We start from the raw sequence: 14824 nt of genomic DNA, 5'->3' as shown, positions 1-14824 counted from the left end.
TCCCGTGCCCTGTCCCTGGTGTGCCTGTGGCGTGCCGGCGCGATGCCCGTGCCGCCCTCTCCGGTGATTTCTCCGGCCGGGAGGGCCTCCGGGCTTCCCAGCCGCGCTCGTGCATACTAATTTGTAAAGCGCCATGACGAAATAGCGAGGAGCCCGCAATGAGCTACCAGCCGACACCGGACGACAAATTCAGCTTCGGCCTGTGGACCGTGGGGTGGCAGGGACGCGACCCCTTCGGTGACGCCACCCGGGCCGCCATCGACCCGGCCGAGTCCGTACGGCGGCTCGCCGACCTCGGCGCGTACGGCGTGACCTTCCACGACGACGACCTCATCCCCTTCGGCTCCTCGGACACCGAGCGCGAGGCCCACATCAAGCGCTTCCGCGAGGCGCTCGACGCCACCGGCCTGATCGTCCCGATGGCCACCACCAACCTGTTCACCCACCCCGTCTTCAAGGACGGCGGGTTCACCTCGAACGACCGCGACGTCCGCCGCTACGCGCTCCGCAAGACGATCCGCAACATCGACCTGGCCGCCGAGCTGGGGGCCCGCACGTACGTCGCCTGGGGCGGGCGCGAGGGCGCCGAGTCCGGCGCGGCCAAGGACGTGCGCGTCGCCCTGGACCGGCTCAAGGAGGCCTTCGACGTGCTCGGCGAGTACGTCACCGAGAAGGGCTACGACCTGCGGTTCGCCCTGGAGCCCAAGCCCAATGAGCCGCGCGGCGACATCCTGCTGCCCACCGTCGGGCACGCGCTGGCGTTCATCGAGCGCCTGGAGCGCCCGGAGCTCTACGGCGTCAACCCGGAGGTCGGCCACGAGCAGATGGCCGGGCTCAACTTCGCGCACGGCATCGCGCAGGCCCTGTGGGCGGGCAAGCTCTTCCACATCGACCTGAACGGCCAGTCCGGCATCAAGTACGACCAGGACCTGCGCTTCGGCGCCGGTGACCTGCGCTCCGCCTTCTGGCTGGTCGACCTGCTGGAGACGGCCGGCTACGACGGCCCGCGGCACTTCGACTTCAAGCCGCCGCGCACCGAGGACTACGACGGCGTGTGGGAGTCGGCGGCCGGCTGCATGCGCAACTACCTGCTCCTCAAGGAGCGGGCGGCGGCCTTCCGCGCCGACCCGGAGGTCCAGGAGGCCCTGCGCGCCTCCCGGCTGGACGAGCTGGCGCGGCCGACCCTCGGCGAGGGCGAGACGCTCGCCGGCCTGCTGGCCGACCGGAACGCCTTCGAGTCCTTCGACGTCGACGCGGCGGCGCAGCGCGGGATGGCCTTCGAGCGGCTGGACCAGCTCGCCATGGACCACCTGCTGGGCGCCCGCGGCTGACCCCGCATCCCGCGTCCCGCACCCCGGCGCCCGGGGCGTGCGCGCTCTGCCCGCGCCCGCCCCGCGGCCGGGCCCCGGCCTCCCCTGTACGGGACCCGGCTCCGCGGGCGGCCCGGCCCGGACGACCGTCCGGGCCGGGCCGTCGCGCGCGGGACGGTGGACGCGGTGGTGGACGCGGCCGGGGCCGCGCGGTGGAAGTCAGGGTCGGCTCAGGGTTCCGGGCGGAACCGCGGGGCCGGGTCCGGCCGTTTCACCGAGTACAGCGGCATCCGCCGCTCAAGGGAGGCGCAGAGATGTCGAAGAGGACGAAGATCGTGGTCGGTGGCGCGGTGGCAGGGGTGTTCCTGCTGTGGCTGCTGCCCTTCTGGGCGGCGCTGCTGGTACTCGTCGGAGTGCCGGTGGGCGCCTATCTGCTGCTGGACCCCTCGCAGCGCCGCCGGCTGAAGAGGGTGACCCGCAAAGAACTGGGCCGCTGACCCCCGCCGCCGGTACCGTCCCGTTGAGGCGGCCCGTTGAAGCAGCCCGTGGAAGCGGGCCGGGACCCGGGGGACGGGGGATCGGGGATGAACGACGGCACGGTCGCCGCGGTGAGCCGCGAGGAGGAGTACCGCTTCAGCAAGCGGGGGCGGGACGCCATCCGGCTGCTGGCCGGGCTCGGCGTCGAGGGCGACGCGCACCAGGGGGTGACGGTGCGGCACCGGTCGCGCATGGCCCGGGACCCGGCGCAGCCCAATCTCCGGCAGGTCCACCTCCTGCACCAGGAGCTGTTCGCGGACGTGGCGAAGGCGGGATTCCAGGTGCTCCCCGGGCAGTTGGGAGAGAACATCACGACCGCCGGGATCGATCTGCTCGGGCTGTCCACCGGCACCCGGTTGCGGCTCGGCGCCGAAGCGGTGGTCGAGGTGACCGGTCTCCGCAATCCCTGCGCGCAGATCGACGGCCTCCGCGCCGGGCTGCTGAAGGAGGTCCTCGGCCGCGACGAGCACGGACGGGTGATCCGCCGGGCCGGGATCATGGGCATCGTCCTGGTGGGCGGAGCGGTACGACCCGGTGACCGGATCGAGGCCGAGGCGCCCGCGGGGCCGCACCGCCCGCTGGCACCGGTCTGACGCCGTCCCGCGCCGCCCGCCGGGCGATCCGGGAGCAGGCGCGGGGCGAGGGCGGGGGGCGCGCTGGGGGCCGGGCCCCTGCCAACCGCAGCGAACAGCTGTTGACGGGCCGCAGCTCGCAGGGCGGGGGAGCACCCGGCCCGCCGACGGCGCCGCACCTCGCTGCACCCGGCCGGTGAGCGCGGTCGGAGCCGCGCGGGACACCGCGGCGGGAAGCGGCGGACCACCCGGCTCCGCCGGGGCCCGTGGCCGGTGGTCCGGCCATGGGCGGCCGCGAGCCGGCCGGGAATCCGGGTGCCGCTCCGGCGCGCACGCCCGCGCGCCGTTACGACCGGGCGCCCGGCGCACCGCTCAAGCGGGCTTGGCCGCCATCTCGTCCAGTGCCCGGAGCAGCGCGGGCAGCTTCGGCCCGCGTCCCACCGGGATCACGTCCCCCGGCATGTCGTCGAGCAGCACGAACGCCATGTCGTCGGTCCGCGCCACCAAGCTCCAGCCCGGACCGTCGGCCCGCAGTGTCCTGGCCCCGTCCGAGGCGAACTCGGAGCGGACCCGGCCGGGCGGCGGGGGCGTCTCCAGATAGGCGTGCGCTTCCCGCAGCACGCGCCGTACGCCCTCGTGCGACGGCCCGGCGGGCTCGGCGGCTCCGGCGGGGCCGTCCGCGGCCTCGTCCCCGCCGCCCCCCGCGGGCTCCTCCGCCCCCTCGTACTGCTCCCGCCAGACCGCCCACCGCAGGGCGATCTCGTCCGCCCCCAGCCTGCGCTGCGCCGGGCCCCACGTCGCCGCGTCCGGCGGGGCCAGCGGCGGCCGTCCGCTCTCCGGGTCCGGCGGCGGGTCGTGAGGCGCGGGGACTCCGGGCGCGGAGACGGCCACCGCCAGCGGCCAGCCGGGCAGCACGCTGACGACACTGCGCTCGTCCGGCGAGAGGTCGTACTCCATGCCGCAGTCCCAGGCGGCGAGGGCGCAGGCGACGAGCGACACGTCGTCGATGACCACGGTCCAGCGGGCACCGCCGCCGTCCTGCCCGAGCACCAGCCCGTACCCCTGCTCGTAGGGCTCCAGGCCGAGCGCCGCGCAGACCTCCGGGAAGTCGTCGCCGAGCACGCCGGGGAAACGGGCGGGCGTGAGCAGCACGGCGGTCAGGACGAACAGCGCGTCCTCATCCGTCGCGGACTCCTCCGTCGCGGTCACGGCAGCCTCCCACCAGGTCGTCGGTGCGCGAACCTTAACCAGTGGGTAACCCCGGCGTCGAGAGATCTGGAGCACGTCCCGGGCAGCTCGCCACGCCGGAGTCAGTCCGCGGGAAGACCGAGCAGGGCACGGGCCACCGCATGCGGCGACTCCCCCCGTTCCCGGGCGAGGACGATGACCGCCCTGCTCGCCAGTTCCGTCACGCCGAAGCACAGCGCCTCGGGCGATACCCAGTCGGCCGCTTCGGCCGCGCGCTCGTCGTCGTTCTCGGCACCCGCCGCCACATGGAGCGCGGCGGCCTCGAACAGATTGTGCGGCCGGGCGGCGGCCGCCGGGGCCTCCCGGCGGCTCCACCGCACCACCATCCCGCGGAACCTGCGCCACATGCCGACCACCCCTTCCCTTTTCCCCGTTCCCGGTCCGGCGCCGGACCGGGCGGACGGTGCCGCACGTTCCCGCGTCCCCTACCCAGCGTGCCCGTGATCCGTAGAGTGGGTGAGGTCCGGCGGAGCAACCCGGCCGAGCGGAGGGGGACGGACGGCGTGAAGCGCTATGACCGGCTGAAGGAGATCCTGCGACTGGATCCGGAGCGGGACTTTCTGCGGATCTACCGGCTGACGGCCGCGTACGAGTTCCCCTGGGACCTCACCCGCGCCCTGGAACTGGCCCTCCACCGCACCTACGCGGTGCCGGCCATCGGCGGACTGCTCGCGCGGACCGGGGAGTTCACCGGCCGCCCGCAGAAGCGGTACGACGACACCGCGCTGCTGCTGGACGCGGTGCTGGAACACGGTTTCGACAGCGAGGACGGCCGGACGGCCATCCGCCGCATCAACCGCATGCACCGCAGCTACGACATCGGCAACGACGAGATGCGCTATGTGCTGAGCACCTTCGTCGTGGTGCCGAAGCGCTGGATCGACGCCTACGGCTGGCGGCGGCTCACCGGGCACGAGACCCGTGCCCTCGTCAACTACTACCGCACGCTCGGCCGCCACATGGGCATCCGGGACCTCCCGGAGACCTACGCCGGGTTCGAGCACTGTCTCGACTCCTACGAGGCGGCGCACTTCTCCTGGGACGAGGGCGCGCGGCGCGTCTCCGACGCGACACTCGCCCTGATGGCCTCCTGGTATCCGGCCCCCCTCGCCCCGCTGGTGCGCGGCGCGAGCACGGCCCTGATGGACGACTCCCTGCTGCGGGCCTTCCGGTACGCCCCGCCGAAACCGGCCGTACGGGCCGCCGTGCGCGGCGCGCTCCGGCTCCGCGGCCGCGCCGTGCGGTTGCTGCCGCCGCGCGGCACACCCCGCTACGCGCGTCGGAATCCGCAGATCAAGGGCTACCGGGACGGCTACCGCGTGGCCGAGCTGGGCACCTTCCCGGTGCCCGGGACCGGCGGCTGCCCCGTCCGGCGCGGCGGCGGCGCCCTCTCCTGAGACGGACGCCGGCACATCCCTCCGCGACGCCGTCCGGTCATATTCCACCGACTCGTGCCCTCTGGGAGGGATAGCGGATCGATTGGCAGGTATCGGTGCGTCCCGATCGCTTCTGAACGCAGACCGGTCAGATAGTGCCGAGTTCCGGATTTTGTCCGGAGTTCCGCCGGCTGCCCGCAGTAGCGTGCCGGACTCATGGAACATGAGCAGCCGGCCCGCGCGCACACTCCTGCCGCACCGTCCGTGCTGCCGGGGGAGTGAGGAGAACGGGCATGGGAGACGTCGACTGGAACGGTGCCGGCTTCCGCCCCGGTGACGGCCTCGACGGGCTGCTGGACGAACTGGTCGGCCGCGTGCGCGGAGTGCGGCACGCCGTCCTGCTGTCCACGGTGGGGCTCGTCACCGGATCCTCGCGGGGGCTCAGCCGGGCGGACGCCCGCCATCTCGCCACCGTGGCCGCCGGGTTCCACCGCGTCGCCACTGATGCGGGGCGCCGTCTGGGCGCGGGCAGCGGGCGCCGCACCATGGTCGAACTGGACGCCGGAGGCTGGTTGTTCGTCGCTGCGGCGGGCAAGGACGGCTGTCTCGCCGTACTGGGCACCGGTGAGGCCGATCCGGGCGTCGTGGCCGCCGAGATGGACCGGCTGGCGGACCGCGTGGGCGGCGCCGGCCGGGCCGTACCCTCTCCCGCGCCGCCGGGCCCGGCGGGCTGAGCGCGCCGCGCCGGCTTCCGGCCGCCGCCCACCGCCCGGGGGCCGCATGGGTGTCCATGCCGCGGATACCGCGGTGATCTCGGCGGTTTCACCCGTAATCTCTCCCGGTTCCGCCGTGAATGGCACACATCGTGCGGTTGGTGGCCGGGGGCTGTCTTGCCCCGGTGGCCGCGGTGGGACAGGCTGGCGGCAGTTGAGGCGAATCGCCGACGGGGAGGCAGGAATGGCGCTCAGCAAGGGGCTCGACTGGCTGCTGAACGACCTGACGAAGCGATTGGCCTACGTCCGGCACGGGTTGATCCTGTCCAATGACGGTCTGGTGACGGCGGCGAGCGAGGAGTTGGGGCGCGAGGACGCCGAGCACTTGGCCGCCGTCTGCTCCGGGCTCCACAGCCTCGCCAAGGGGTCCGCCCACCACTTCGCGGCCGGCGGAGTCCGCCAGACCATGGTCGAGTTCGACGACGGCGTGCTGTTCGTGACGGCGGCGGGCGACGGAAGCTGTCTGTGCGTGCTCACCGCGGCCGGGGCCGATGTCGGCCAGGTCGCTTATGAGATGACGTTGCTGGTCAACCGGGTGGGCGAGCACCTGGGGGTCGCGCCGCGCGAGCGCAGACCGCCGGACCGCTGAACCGGCGGCCGCCGGTGAGTCCGCGGGGCCGGGGCTGTTCTCCCCTCCCCGCCGGTCCCGGGGCCCGGCCGCCGGCCCGGGCCTCCGACCCGGTCCCGCACGGAGTTATCCACAGGCCGAGCGGCAACTCCGCGCTCCGCGCTACGGTCGTCACCGTGAGTGATGGACCGATTGCGGATCGAGGCGGGGAGACCATGGCGGCGCAGGTGGGGAACGGACGACGGCCGGTACGGCGGAGCGGCGCGGAAGGAGCGCTCGCCCTTCGCGGCGCGGCGGCGCGGCTCGGGCTGAAACCCGGCGAGCTGGAGCTCGGCGTGCGTCTCGGAGTGGTGCGGACGGTCGCCGGTCCGGAAGGGCGGCGCAGGGTCCCGGCGGCAGAGGTGGAGCGCCTCCGGTCGGCCGAGGGGTTTCCGGACGCTCTGCGCGAGCGCGTACGGTCCGTGACGGCGACCGAGGGCGCCGCCCTGCTGGGCATCGGACCGGCCCGCTTCACACGGCTGGCCAAGGTGGGCTGCTTCAGCCCCGTGACGTTCTACGTGAATCGCTACCGGACCCTGGTCTGGCTCTACCCGGTGGTGGAACTGCGGAAGTTCGCCGAGCGGGAGCCGGCACTGCTCACCGGGAGCACCCCCCGCAATCTCCGGAAGCTGCTGGACGCCGGTGAGGACTGGCGAGCCCGTAACTGGCGGAGCAGGCGCGTGGCCCAGCTGGCCGGGGAAGCCGAGGACGCCTGGGAGCGGGCGGCGGTCGCCGCGGCCGTACTCGGAGCCGAGCAGTTGCCGGAGGTCGTCGACGATCCCTACGAACGGGCATATCTGCGCCGGCTGAGAGCCTCGCTCCTGCCGGCGAAGGACGAGCCGCCGTCCTCCCGGCCGCTGGTGGAGCCGCTGCTCACCGCGGACGACCCGGACGAGATCCTCTGGCACCGGATCGGCCTGGCGCTCTGCCTGGACGAGGCGCGGGCGGAGCGCCCCGCGCCCCGCCCGGGAGAGGCCGGGCGGCCCGGCCCGGTGCGGCCCGCTCCGGAGCCGGCGGCCGTGACCGGTCGGATGCGGCCCCGTACGGAGTCCGCCGACGGAGCCGCCGTGCGCCGGCGGACCCGCCCCTCCGGCTCGGGGCGGCCCACCGGGCGGACGGAGCGGACCGGGCCGTCCGGGAAGCCGGCCCCGCGCGGCCTCCGGCGCTGGCTGCACCGCTCGCCGTCATGCTGACCACCGGGTCCGGGAGGGGGCTACAACTGGCCGACGTCCGTGAGCCGGACCACCGCGCGGCCCTCCTCGTCGGATGCCGCGAGGTCCACCTCCGCGCTGATGCCCCAGTCGTGGTCGCCGTTCGGGTCGGCGAAGGTCTGCCGTACCTTCCACAGCCCGTGCTCGGTGTCCTCCTCGATGCGCAGCAGCTTCGGGCCGCGCGCGTCCGGGCCGGTACCCAGGTCGTCGTACTCCTCCCAGTACGCCTCCATGGCGTCGGCCCAGGCGTCCGCGTCCCAGCCGGACTCGGCGTCCAGCTCGCCCAGTTCGGCGTACTTCTCGATCGCGGCGAGCTCCACCCGGCGGAACATCGCGTTGCGGACCAGCACCCGGAAGGCGCGCGCGTTGGTCGTGACCGGCTTGACCTGGTCGGCCCGTTCCTGGGCCTCCTCCGCCGTCTCCACCTCCGGGTTGGCCAGCTGCTCCCACTCGTCGAGGAGGCTGGAGTCCACCTGCCGGACCATCTCGCCCAGCCAGGCGGTGAGGTCCTGGAAGTCGTCGGACTTGAGGTCGTCCGGCACGGTGTGCTCCAGCGCCTTGTACGCGCTCGCGAGGTAGCGCAGCACGATGCCCTCGGTCCGGGCCAGCTCGTAGAAGGCGGTGAACTCCGTGAAGGTCATCGCCCGTTCGTACATGTCCCGGATGACGGATTTCGGCGAGAGCGGGTGGTCGCCCACCCAGGGGTGGCTCCTGCGGTAGACGTTGTAGGCGTGGAAGAGCACCTCTTCCAGCGGCTTGGGGTAGCCGATGTCCTGGAGGCGCTCCATCCGCTCCTCGTACTCCACCCCGTCGGCCTTCATCTGCTGGACGGCCTCGCCGCGGGCCTTGTTCTGCTGGGCGGCGAGGATCTGCCGCGGATCGTCGAGCGTGGACTCCACGACCGACACCATGTCCAGGGCATAGGAGGGGGATTCCGGGTCGAGCAGGTCGAAGGCGGCCAGCGCGAAGGTGGAGAGCGGCTGGCTGAGGGCGAAGTCCTGCTGGAGGTCGACGGTCAGCCGGACGATCCGCCCCTGCTCGTCGGGCTCGTCGAGCCGCTCGACGACGCCGCCGTCCAGCAGCGAGCGGTAGATGGCGATGGCGCGGCGGATGTGCCGCAGCTGGTTCTTCCGCGGTTCGTGATTGTCCTCCAGCAGCCGGCGCATGGCCTCGAAGGCGTTGCCCGGTCGGGCGATCACCGACAGCAGCATGGTGTGGGTGACCCGGAAACGCGAGGTCAGCGGCTCCGGCTCGGAGGCGATCAGCTTCTCGAAGGTGTTCTGCCCCCAGGAGACGAAGCCCTCGGGAGCCTTCTTCCGGACCACCTTCCGGCGCTTCTTGGGATCGTCACCCGCCTTGGCGAGCGCCTTCTCGTTCTCGATGACGTGCTCGGGGGCCTGGGCGACCACGAAGCCGGCGGTGTCGAAACCGGCCCGGCCCGCCCGGCCGGCGATCTGGTGGAACTCCCGCGCCCGCAGCGTCCGCACCCGCTGGCCGTCGTACTTGGTCAGGGCCGTGAACAGCACCGTCCGGATCGGCACGTTGACGCCCACGCCGAGCGTGTCCGTGCCGCAGATGACCTTGAGCAGACCGGCCTGGGCCAGCCGCTCCACCAGGCGCCGGTACTTGGGCAGCATCCCCGCGTGGTGCACCCCGATGCCGTGCCGGACATAGCGCGAGAGATTGCGGCCGAAACGGGTGGTGAACCGGAAGTTGCCGATCAGCTTGGCGATCTCGTCCTTCTCGGCGCGCGAGCACATGTTGATGCTCATCAGCGCCTGGGCCCGCTCCACGGCCGCCGCCTGGGTGAAGTGCACGATGTACACCGGCGCCTGATGGGTCTCCAGCAGTTCGGTCAGCGTCTCCGTCAGCGGAGTCGTGCGGTACTCGTACGACAGCGGCACGGGCCGGGTGGCGGACCGGACGACGGCGGTGGTCCGGCCCGTGCGCCGGGTCAGGTCCTCCTCGAAGCGCGAGACGTCGCCGAGGGTCGCGGACATCAGGACGAACTGCGCCTGCGGCAGTTCCAGCAGCGGGATCTGCCAGGCCCAGCCGCGGTCGGGTTCGGCGTAGAAGTGGAACTCGTCCATCACGACCTGGCCGATGTCGGCGTCCTTGCCGTCGCGGAGCGCGATGGAGGCCAGCACCTCGGCGGTGCAGCAGATGACGGGGGCGTCGGCGTTGACCGAGGCGTCGCCGGTCAGCATGCCCACGTTCTCGGTGCCGAACAGCTTGCACAGGTCGAAGAACTTCTCCGACACCAGCGCCTTGATCGGGGCGGTGTAGAAGGTGACCTCGTCCCGGGCGAGCGCGGTGAAGTGCGCCCCGGCGGCGACCAGGCTCTTCCCGGAGCCGGTCGGTGTGGAGAGGATGACGTTCGCGCCGGAGACCACCTCGATCAGCGCCTCTTCCTGGGCGGGATAGAGGGAGATCCCCCTCTCTTCGGACCAGGCCGAGAAGGACTCGAACAGGGCATCGGGATCGGCGTTGCTCGGCAGATGATCGATAAGGGTGGTCACGCCCTCCATACTGCCTGCTCCGGCACCGGATCGGGGAACCGGCCGGAGACTCGAAGATCATTGCGGCTAGGCTGGTGTGCCGACGGAGCACCAACGCGGGGCCACAGGCGACCACAAGAGAAAACGGGGGCGGGCAATCAGATGATGGGACCGGCGCACTCACTGTCCGGAGCCGCGGCCTGGCTGGGGGTGGGCGCCGCGGCGGCGGCCGCGGACCGGCCCATGCCGTGGCCGGTGCTGGTCGTCGGCGCGCTGATCTGCGCGGGCGCGGCCCTCGCCCCGGACCTGGACCACAAGTCGGCGACCATCTCCCGTGCCTTCGGCCCGGTCTCGCGCACCCTCTGCGAGGTCATCGACAAGCTGTCGGCCGCCGTGTACAAGGCGACGAAGAAGCAGGGCGACCCGCGGCGCACCGGTGGCCACCGCACGCTCACCCACACCTGGTTGTGGGCCGTACTCGTCGGGACGGGGGTCTCCGTCCTGGCGATGACCGGCGGGCGCTGGGCGGTCCTGGCGATCCTCTTCGTCCACCTCGTGCTCGCCGTCGAGGGGCTGCTGTGGCGGGCCGCCCGGGTCTCCAGCGACGTGCTCGTCTGGCTCCTGGGAGCGACCAGTGCCTGGATCCTGGCGGACGTGCTGAACAAGCCGGGCAACGGCGCCGACTGGCTGTTCAGCGCACCCGGCCAGGAGTATCTGTGGCTCGGCCTGCCGATCGTCCTGGGCTCGCTGGTGCACTGCGCGGGCGACGCCATCACCGTCTCCGGCTGCCCCGTGCTGTGGCCGATACCGGTGGGCAACAAGCGCTGGTACCCGATCGGCCCGCCGAAGGCGATGCGCTTCCGCGCCGGGAGCTGGGTCGAGCTGAAGGTGCTGATGCCCGTCTTCATGCTGCTCGGCGGCATCGGCGGGCTGGGCGCCCTCGGCGTCATCTGACGCCGCCCGACGGCCCGCGCGGACGGGCCGACCGCCCCGCGACCCGGCCGGGGTGCCACGGGGCGGGAGGCGTCAGCCGTGCCAGGAGCGCCAGAGGGCCGCGTACGGCCCGCCGGCCGCCACCAGCTCGTCGTGGCTGCCCAGTTCGGTGATCCGGCCGTCCTCCACGACGGCGATCACATCCGCGTCGTGGGCTGTGTGCAGCCGGTGCGCGATGGCCACGACCGTGCGGCCCTCCAGGACCCGCGCCAGCGAACGCTCCAGGTGCCGCGCCGCCCGCGGGTCCAGCAGCGAGGTGGCCTCGTCCAACACCAGGGTGTGCGGATCGGCCAGCACCAGCCGTGCCAGGGCGATCTGCTGTGCCTGCGCCGGGGTCAGCGTCAGCCCGCCCGAGCCGACCTCGGTGTCCAGACCCTCGTCGAGGGCCCGCGCCCAGTCCGCCGCGTCCACCGCGCCGAGCGCCGCCCACAGCTCCGCGTCGCCGGCACCGGTCCGGGCCAGCAGCAGGTTGTCCCGTAGCGAGCCCACGAACACATGGTGCTCCTGGTTCACCAGGGCCACATGCGCGCGCACCCGCTCGGCGGGCATCCGCGCCAGCTCGGCGCCGCCGAGCGTCACCTCGCCGGCCCGGGGCGCGTAGATCCCCGCGAGCAGCCGGCCGAGCGTGGACTTGCCCGCCCCGGACGGGCCCACGAGGGCCAGCCGCGTGCCCGGGCGGATGCCGAGGGACACCCCGTGCAGCACATCGCCGTTCTCGTGGTAGCCGAACCGGACCTCGTCCGCGCGGACTTCCCTCCCGTCCGGAGCGAGGCGGTCGTTCCCGGTGCCCTCCTCGATCTCCCGGACGCCGACGAGCCGGGCCAGGGACACCTGCGCCACCTGCAGTTCGTCGTACCAGCGGAGGATCAGCCCCACCGGTTCGGTGAGCATCTGGGCGAGCAGCGCGCCGGTCGTCAGGGCCCCGACCGTCATCCAGCCGTTCAGCACGCAGACACCGCCGATCATCAGCGCGGCCCCGAGGATCGTCATGTGCGAGGCGTTGATCACGGGGAAGAGCACGGATCGCAGCCAGAGCGTGTAGCGCTCCCACGCCGTCCATTCCCGGACCCGGCGGTCCGAGAGCGCGATCCGGCGGGCGCCCAGCCGGTGCGCCTCGATGGTCCGGCCCGCGTCCACGGTCTCGGCGAGCACGGCGGCCACCGCCGCGTATCCTGCGGCCTCCGAGCGGTACGCGGCGGGCGCCCGGCGGTAGTACCAGCGGCAGCCGGCGAGCAGAACGGGCAGCGCCACGACGACGGCCAGGGCGAGCGGGGGCGCGGTCACGGCCATGCCGGTCAGCAGCAGCCCGGCCCAGACGACGCCGATGCACAGCTGCGGCACGGCCTCGCGCATGGCCTCGGCCAGCCGGTCGATGTCGGTGCTGATGCGGGAGAGCAGATCACCGGTCCCGGCCCGTTCCAGCACGCCCGGGGGCAGCGCCACGGAGCGGACGAGGAAGTCCTCGCGCAGATCGGCCAGCATCCGCTCCCCGAGGACCGCGCCGCGCAGCCGCACCAGCCGCACGAACACGGTCTGCACGGCGAGGGCCACCATGAACAGCGCGACGACGCGCGGCAGATCGGCGCCACCGTCTCCGGCGGCGAGGCCCTCGACGAGACCGCCCAGCAGGTACGGCCCCACCATGGAGGCGGTCACGGCCACGGCGTTGACCGCCACCAGCAGGGCGAACGCCCGCCGGTGCCGCCGCAGCAGCTCCCGGACGTAAGCGCGGACGGTCGTGGGGGAGCCGACCGGCAGCGTGGTCGCCGACTCCGGTGCCGCCGGGTCGTACGCCGGGGGTGCCACGCCGATCATGCCGTCTCCTCGATCTCCGCCCGGACGGCCTGTGCCGCCGGGCCGTTCCGGTGGTGCGCCGCGGCCGTGCGGGGCGGCTCATCCTCCGAGTCCTCCGCGCCGCGGGTGACCACGGCCCGGTACCCGGGGTGGGTGCGCAGCAGTTCGCGGTGGGTGCCGACCGCGGCGGTCTCCCCGTCGGGCAGGAACACCACCCGGTCGGCCCGGTCCAGCAGCAGAGGGCTGGAGGAGAGGACCACCGTCGTCCGGCCCTCGCGCAGCTTCCGCAGCCCGTCGGCGATCCGCGCCTCGGTGTGCGAGTCGACGGCACTCGTCGGCTCGTCCAGCACCAGCACCTCCGGGTCCGTCACCAGCGAGCGCGCCAGCGCCAGCCGCTGCCGCTGCCCGCCGGACAGTGAACGCCCGCGCTCGGTGATCCGCGCCTCCCGCGGATCACCCGAACCGCCGCCGGTGCCCTGGGCGAGTGCGGTCAGCACGTCACCGCACTGGGCGGCCTCCAGCGCGTCCGCCGCCGTGACCGTGCCCCGTGAGGGAACGTCGAGGAGCTCCCGGAGGGTGCCGGACAGCAGCACCGGGTCCTTGTCCTGGACGAGGACGGCCGTCCTGGCCTCCTCCAGCGGGAGCTCGTCGAGCGGCGCACCGCCCAGCAGGACGGACGGCCGGTCCGGTTCCTCCTCCCGCTGCGGGGCGTGCCCGCCGAGCCGGTCGGCGAGCCGTCCGGCCGCGTCCGGGTCACCGCAGACGGCGACGGTCAGCAGCCCGGCCGGCGCGTGCAGCCCGCTCACCGGGTCGTACAGATCTCCCGTCAGCGGGCTTCCGGTACCGCCCGTGCCACCGGCACTCCCGGATCCGGTGCCCGGCCCGGCCGGACGGGTCCGGCGCAGCGCCAGCACGCGCGCGGCGCGCTTCGCCGACGGCTTGGAGAAGGAGTACGCCATCGCGATCTCCTCGAAGTGCCGCAGCGGGAACAGCAGGAAGGTCACCGCGCCGTAGACGGCGACCAGTTCGCCGAGGGAGATCCGCCCTGCCCGGGCCAGCGTGACGCCGTACCAGACCACCCCGGTCAGCAGCAGCCCCGGCAGGAGCACCTGCACCGCGCTGATCAGCGCCCACATGCGGGCGCTGCGCACGGCGGCGCTCCGGACCTCCTGGGAGGCCCGCCGGTAGCGGTCCAGGAACAATTCCTCGCCGCCGATGCCGCGCAGCACCCGCAGCCCGGCCACCGTGTCCGAGGCCAGCTCCGTGGCACGGCCCGCCTTGGCCCGCTGCTCGTCGGCCCGGCGGGTGGCGGGCGGCAGCAGCGGCAGCACCGCCAGCACCAGCAGCGGTACGCCCACGGCCACGACCATCCCCAGGGACGGCTGGGCCACGAGCAGGACCGCGCAGACGCCGGCCGTCGTGACGGCGGCCGCGGTGAAACGGGAGAGGGCCTCCACGAACCAGCCGATCTTCTCCACGTCACCCGTCGACACCGCGGTGATCTCGCCCGCCGCGACCCTCCGGGTCAGGGTGGAGCCCATCTCGGCGGTCTTGCGGGCCAGCAACTGCTGCACCCGTGCGGCGGCGGTGATCCAGTTGGTGACCGCGGCGCGGTGGAGCATGGTGTCGGCCACCGCGATCACCGTGCCGAGCAGCGCGATCAGACCACCGGCCAGCGCGAGCCGTCCGCCGGAACGGTCGACCACGGCCTGCACGGCGATGCCCACCACCAGCGGCACCGCCGCCAGAGAGGCCATGTGGAGCGTGCCCCACCCCAGGGCCTTGAGCTGGCCGCCCAGTTGCCGCCTGCCCAGCCACAGCAGGAAACGCCCGCCGGACCGTACGTCCGGGGAGCCCGGGTCGGTGTACGGAAGATCGTTGATCTGCATGACGTCCCAGGGGTCG

13 protein-coding genes are annotated in these 14824 nt (G+C 73.5%); 8 read left to right on the top strand and 5 right to left on the bottom strand.

The window, feature by feature from the left end; all coding sequences use genetic code 11:
• The first annotated feature begins 158 nt into the window (after positions 1-158).
• From xylA to IF83_RS0112675, 3 genes are all read left to right on the top strand, one after another.
• Entirely contained in the window at positions 159-1331 is a 1173-nt protein-coding gene (gene xylA / locus IF83_RS0112685; protein WP_030544235.1) for a xylose isomerase, read from the top strand.
• Positions 1332-1624: 293 nt separating this feature from the next.
• Positions 1625-1807, top strand: coding sequence for a hypothetical protein (locus IF83_RS0112680; RefSeq protein WP_030544234.1), 183 nt, complete (start codon positions 1625-1627; stop codon positions 1805-1807).
• Positions 1808-1894: 87 nt separating this feature from the next.
• On the top strand, positions 1895-2440 hold the full coding sequence (locus tag IF83_RS0112675; protein WP_030544233.1) for an MOSC domain-containing protein: 546 nt from the start codon (positions 1895-1897) through the stop codon (positions 2438-2440).
• A gap of 351 nt (positions 2441-2791) precedes the next feature.
• Here IF83_RS0112675 and IF83_RS0112670 read toward each other — a convergent pair whose 3' ends face one another.
• Both IF83_RS0112670 and IF83_RS0112665 read right to left on the bottom strand, forming a co-directional pair.
• Positions 2792-3628, bottom strand: coding sequence for a hypothetical protein (locus IF83_RS0112670; RefSeq protein ID WP_030544232.1), 837 nt, complete (start codon positions 3626-3628; stop codon positions 2792-2794).
• A 101-nt stretch (positions 3629-3729) separates the two neighbouring features.
• The gene (locus IF83_RS0112665; protein WP_030544231.1) at positions 3730-4014 is read right to left on the bottom strand and encodes a hypothetical protein; all 285 of its coding nucleotides are present in this window, start codon (positions 4012-4014) and stop codon (positions 3730-3732) included.
• 156 nt (positions 4015-4170) lie between these two features.
• Here IF83_RS0112665 and IF83_RS0112660 point away from each other — a divergent pair, with 156 nt between their 5' ends.
• The 4 genes from IF83_RS0112660 (at position 4171) to IF83_RS0112645 (ending at position 7616) form a co-directional block, all read left to right on the top strand.
• Positions 4171-5064 carry an oxygenase MpaB family protein gene (locus IF83_RS0112660; RefSeq protein ID WP_030544230.1) on the top strand — a complete coding sequence of 298 codons (894 nt, stop codon included), beginning with the start codon at positions 4171-4173 and terminating at the stop codon, positions 5062-5064.
• A gap of 272 nt (positions 5065-5336) precedes the next feature.
• Positions 5337-5777, top strand: a complete 441-nt coding sequence (locus IF83_RS0112655) for a roadblock/LC7 domain-containing protein (RefSeq protein WP_051722706.1) — start codon at positions 5337-5339, stop codon at positions 5775-5777.
• A 223-nt stretch (positions 5778-6000) separates the two neighbouring features.
• Positions 6001-6405, top strand: a complete 405-nt coding sequence (locus tag IF83_RS0112650) for a roadblock/LC7 domain-containing protein (RefSeq protein ID WP_030544228.1) — start codon at positions 6001-6003, stop codon at positions 6403-6405.
• Between the two features lie 155 nt (positions 6406-6560).
• Positions 6561-7616 carry a DUF6397 family protein gene (locus tag IF83_RS0112645; RefSeq protein ID WP_158711039.1) on the top strand — a complete coding sequence of 352 codons (1056 nt, stop codon included), beginning with the start codon at positions 6561-6563 and terminating at the stop codon, positions 7614-7616.
• Positions 7617-7636: 20 nt separating this feature from the next.
• On the opposite strand, the gene IF83_RS0112640 is transcribed toward IF83_RS0112645, so the two are convergent.
• Positions 7637-10162, bottom strand: coding sequence for a DEAD/DEAH box helicase (locus IF83_RS0112640; RefSeq protein WP_030544226.1), 2526 nt, complete (start codon positions 10160-10162; stop codon positions 7637-7639).
• 132 nt (positions 10163-10294) lie between these two features.
• Here IF83_RS0112640 and IF83_RS0112635 point away from each other — a divergent pair, with 132 nt between their 5' ends.
• On the top strand, positions 10295-11086 hold the full coding sequence (locus IF83_RS0112635) for a metal-dependent hydrolase (protein WP_030544225.1): 792 nt from the start codon (positions 10295-10297) through the stop codon (positions 11084-11086).
• Positions 11087-11158: 72 nt separating this feature from the next.
• Here IF83_RS0112635 and IF83_RS0112630 read toward each other — a convergent pair whose 3' ends face one another.
• Positions 11159-12940, bottom strand: a complete 1782-nt coding sequence (locus IF83_RS0112630) for an ABC transporter ATP-binding protein (RefSeq protein WP_030544224.1) — start codon at positions 12938-12940, stop codon at positions 11159-11161.
• Positions 12937-14808, bottom strand: a complete 1872-nt coding sequence (locus tag IF83_RS0112625; RefSeq protein WP_030544223.1) for an ABC transporter transmembrane domain-containing protein — start codon at positions 14806-14808, stop codon at positions 12937-12939. The genes IF83_RS0112630 and IF83_RS0112625 overlap by 4 nt, the downstream gene beginning before the upstream one ends.
• Positions 14809-14824: the final 16 nt, after the last annotated feature.

The sequence above is a fragment of the Streptomyces albus subsp. albus genome (genome assembly GCF_000719865.1).
Classification (GTDB): Bacteria; Actinomycetota; Actinomycetes; order Streptomycetales; family Streptomycetaceae; genus Streptomyces; species Streptomyces albus_E.
This window is presented reverse-complemented; position numbering and strand designations above follow the sequence as displayed.

Coding starts and splice junctions, on each gene's coding strand:
- xylA (WP_030544235.1), top strand. CDS start 159: ATGAGCTACCAGCCGACACCGGACGACAAATTCAGCTTCGGCCTGTGG.
- IF83_RS0112680 (WP_030544234.1), top strand. CDS start 1,625: ATGTCGAAGAGGACGAAGATCGTGGTCGGTGGCGCGGTGGCAGGGGTG.
- IF83_RS0112675 (WP_030544233.1), top strand. CDS start 1,895: ATGAACGACGGCACGGTCGCCGCGGTGAGCCGCGAGGAGGAGTACCGC.
- IF83_RS0112665 (WP_030544231.1), bottom strand. CDS start 4,014: ATGTGGCGCAGGTTCCGCGGGATGGTGGTGCGGTGGAGCCGCCGGGAG.
- IF83_RS0112655 (WP_051722706.1), top strand. CDS start 5,337: ATGGGAGACGTCGACTGGAACGGTGCCGGCTTCCGCCCCGGTGACGGC.
- IF83_RS0112650 (WP_030544228.1), top strand. CDS start 6,001: ATGGCGCTCAGCAAGGGGCTCGACTGGCTGCTGAACGACCTGACGAAG.
- IF83_RS0112640 (WP_030544226.1), bottom strand. CDS start 10,162: ATGGAGGGCGTGACCACCCTTATCGATCATCTGCCGAGCAACGCCGAT.
- IF83_RS0112635 (WP_030544225.1), top strand. CDS start 10,295: ATGATGGGACCGGCGCACTCACTGTCCGGAGCCGCGGCCTGGCTGGGG.
- IF83_RS0112630 (WP_030544224.1), bottom strand. CDS start 12,940: ATGATCGGCGTGGCACCCCCGGCGTACGACCCGGCGGCACCGGAGTCG.
- IF83_RS0112625 (WP_030544223.1), bottom strand. CDS start 14,808: ATGCAGATCAACGATCTTCCGTACACCGACCCGGGCTCCCCGGACGTA.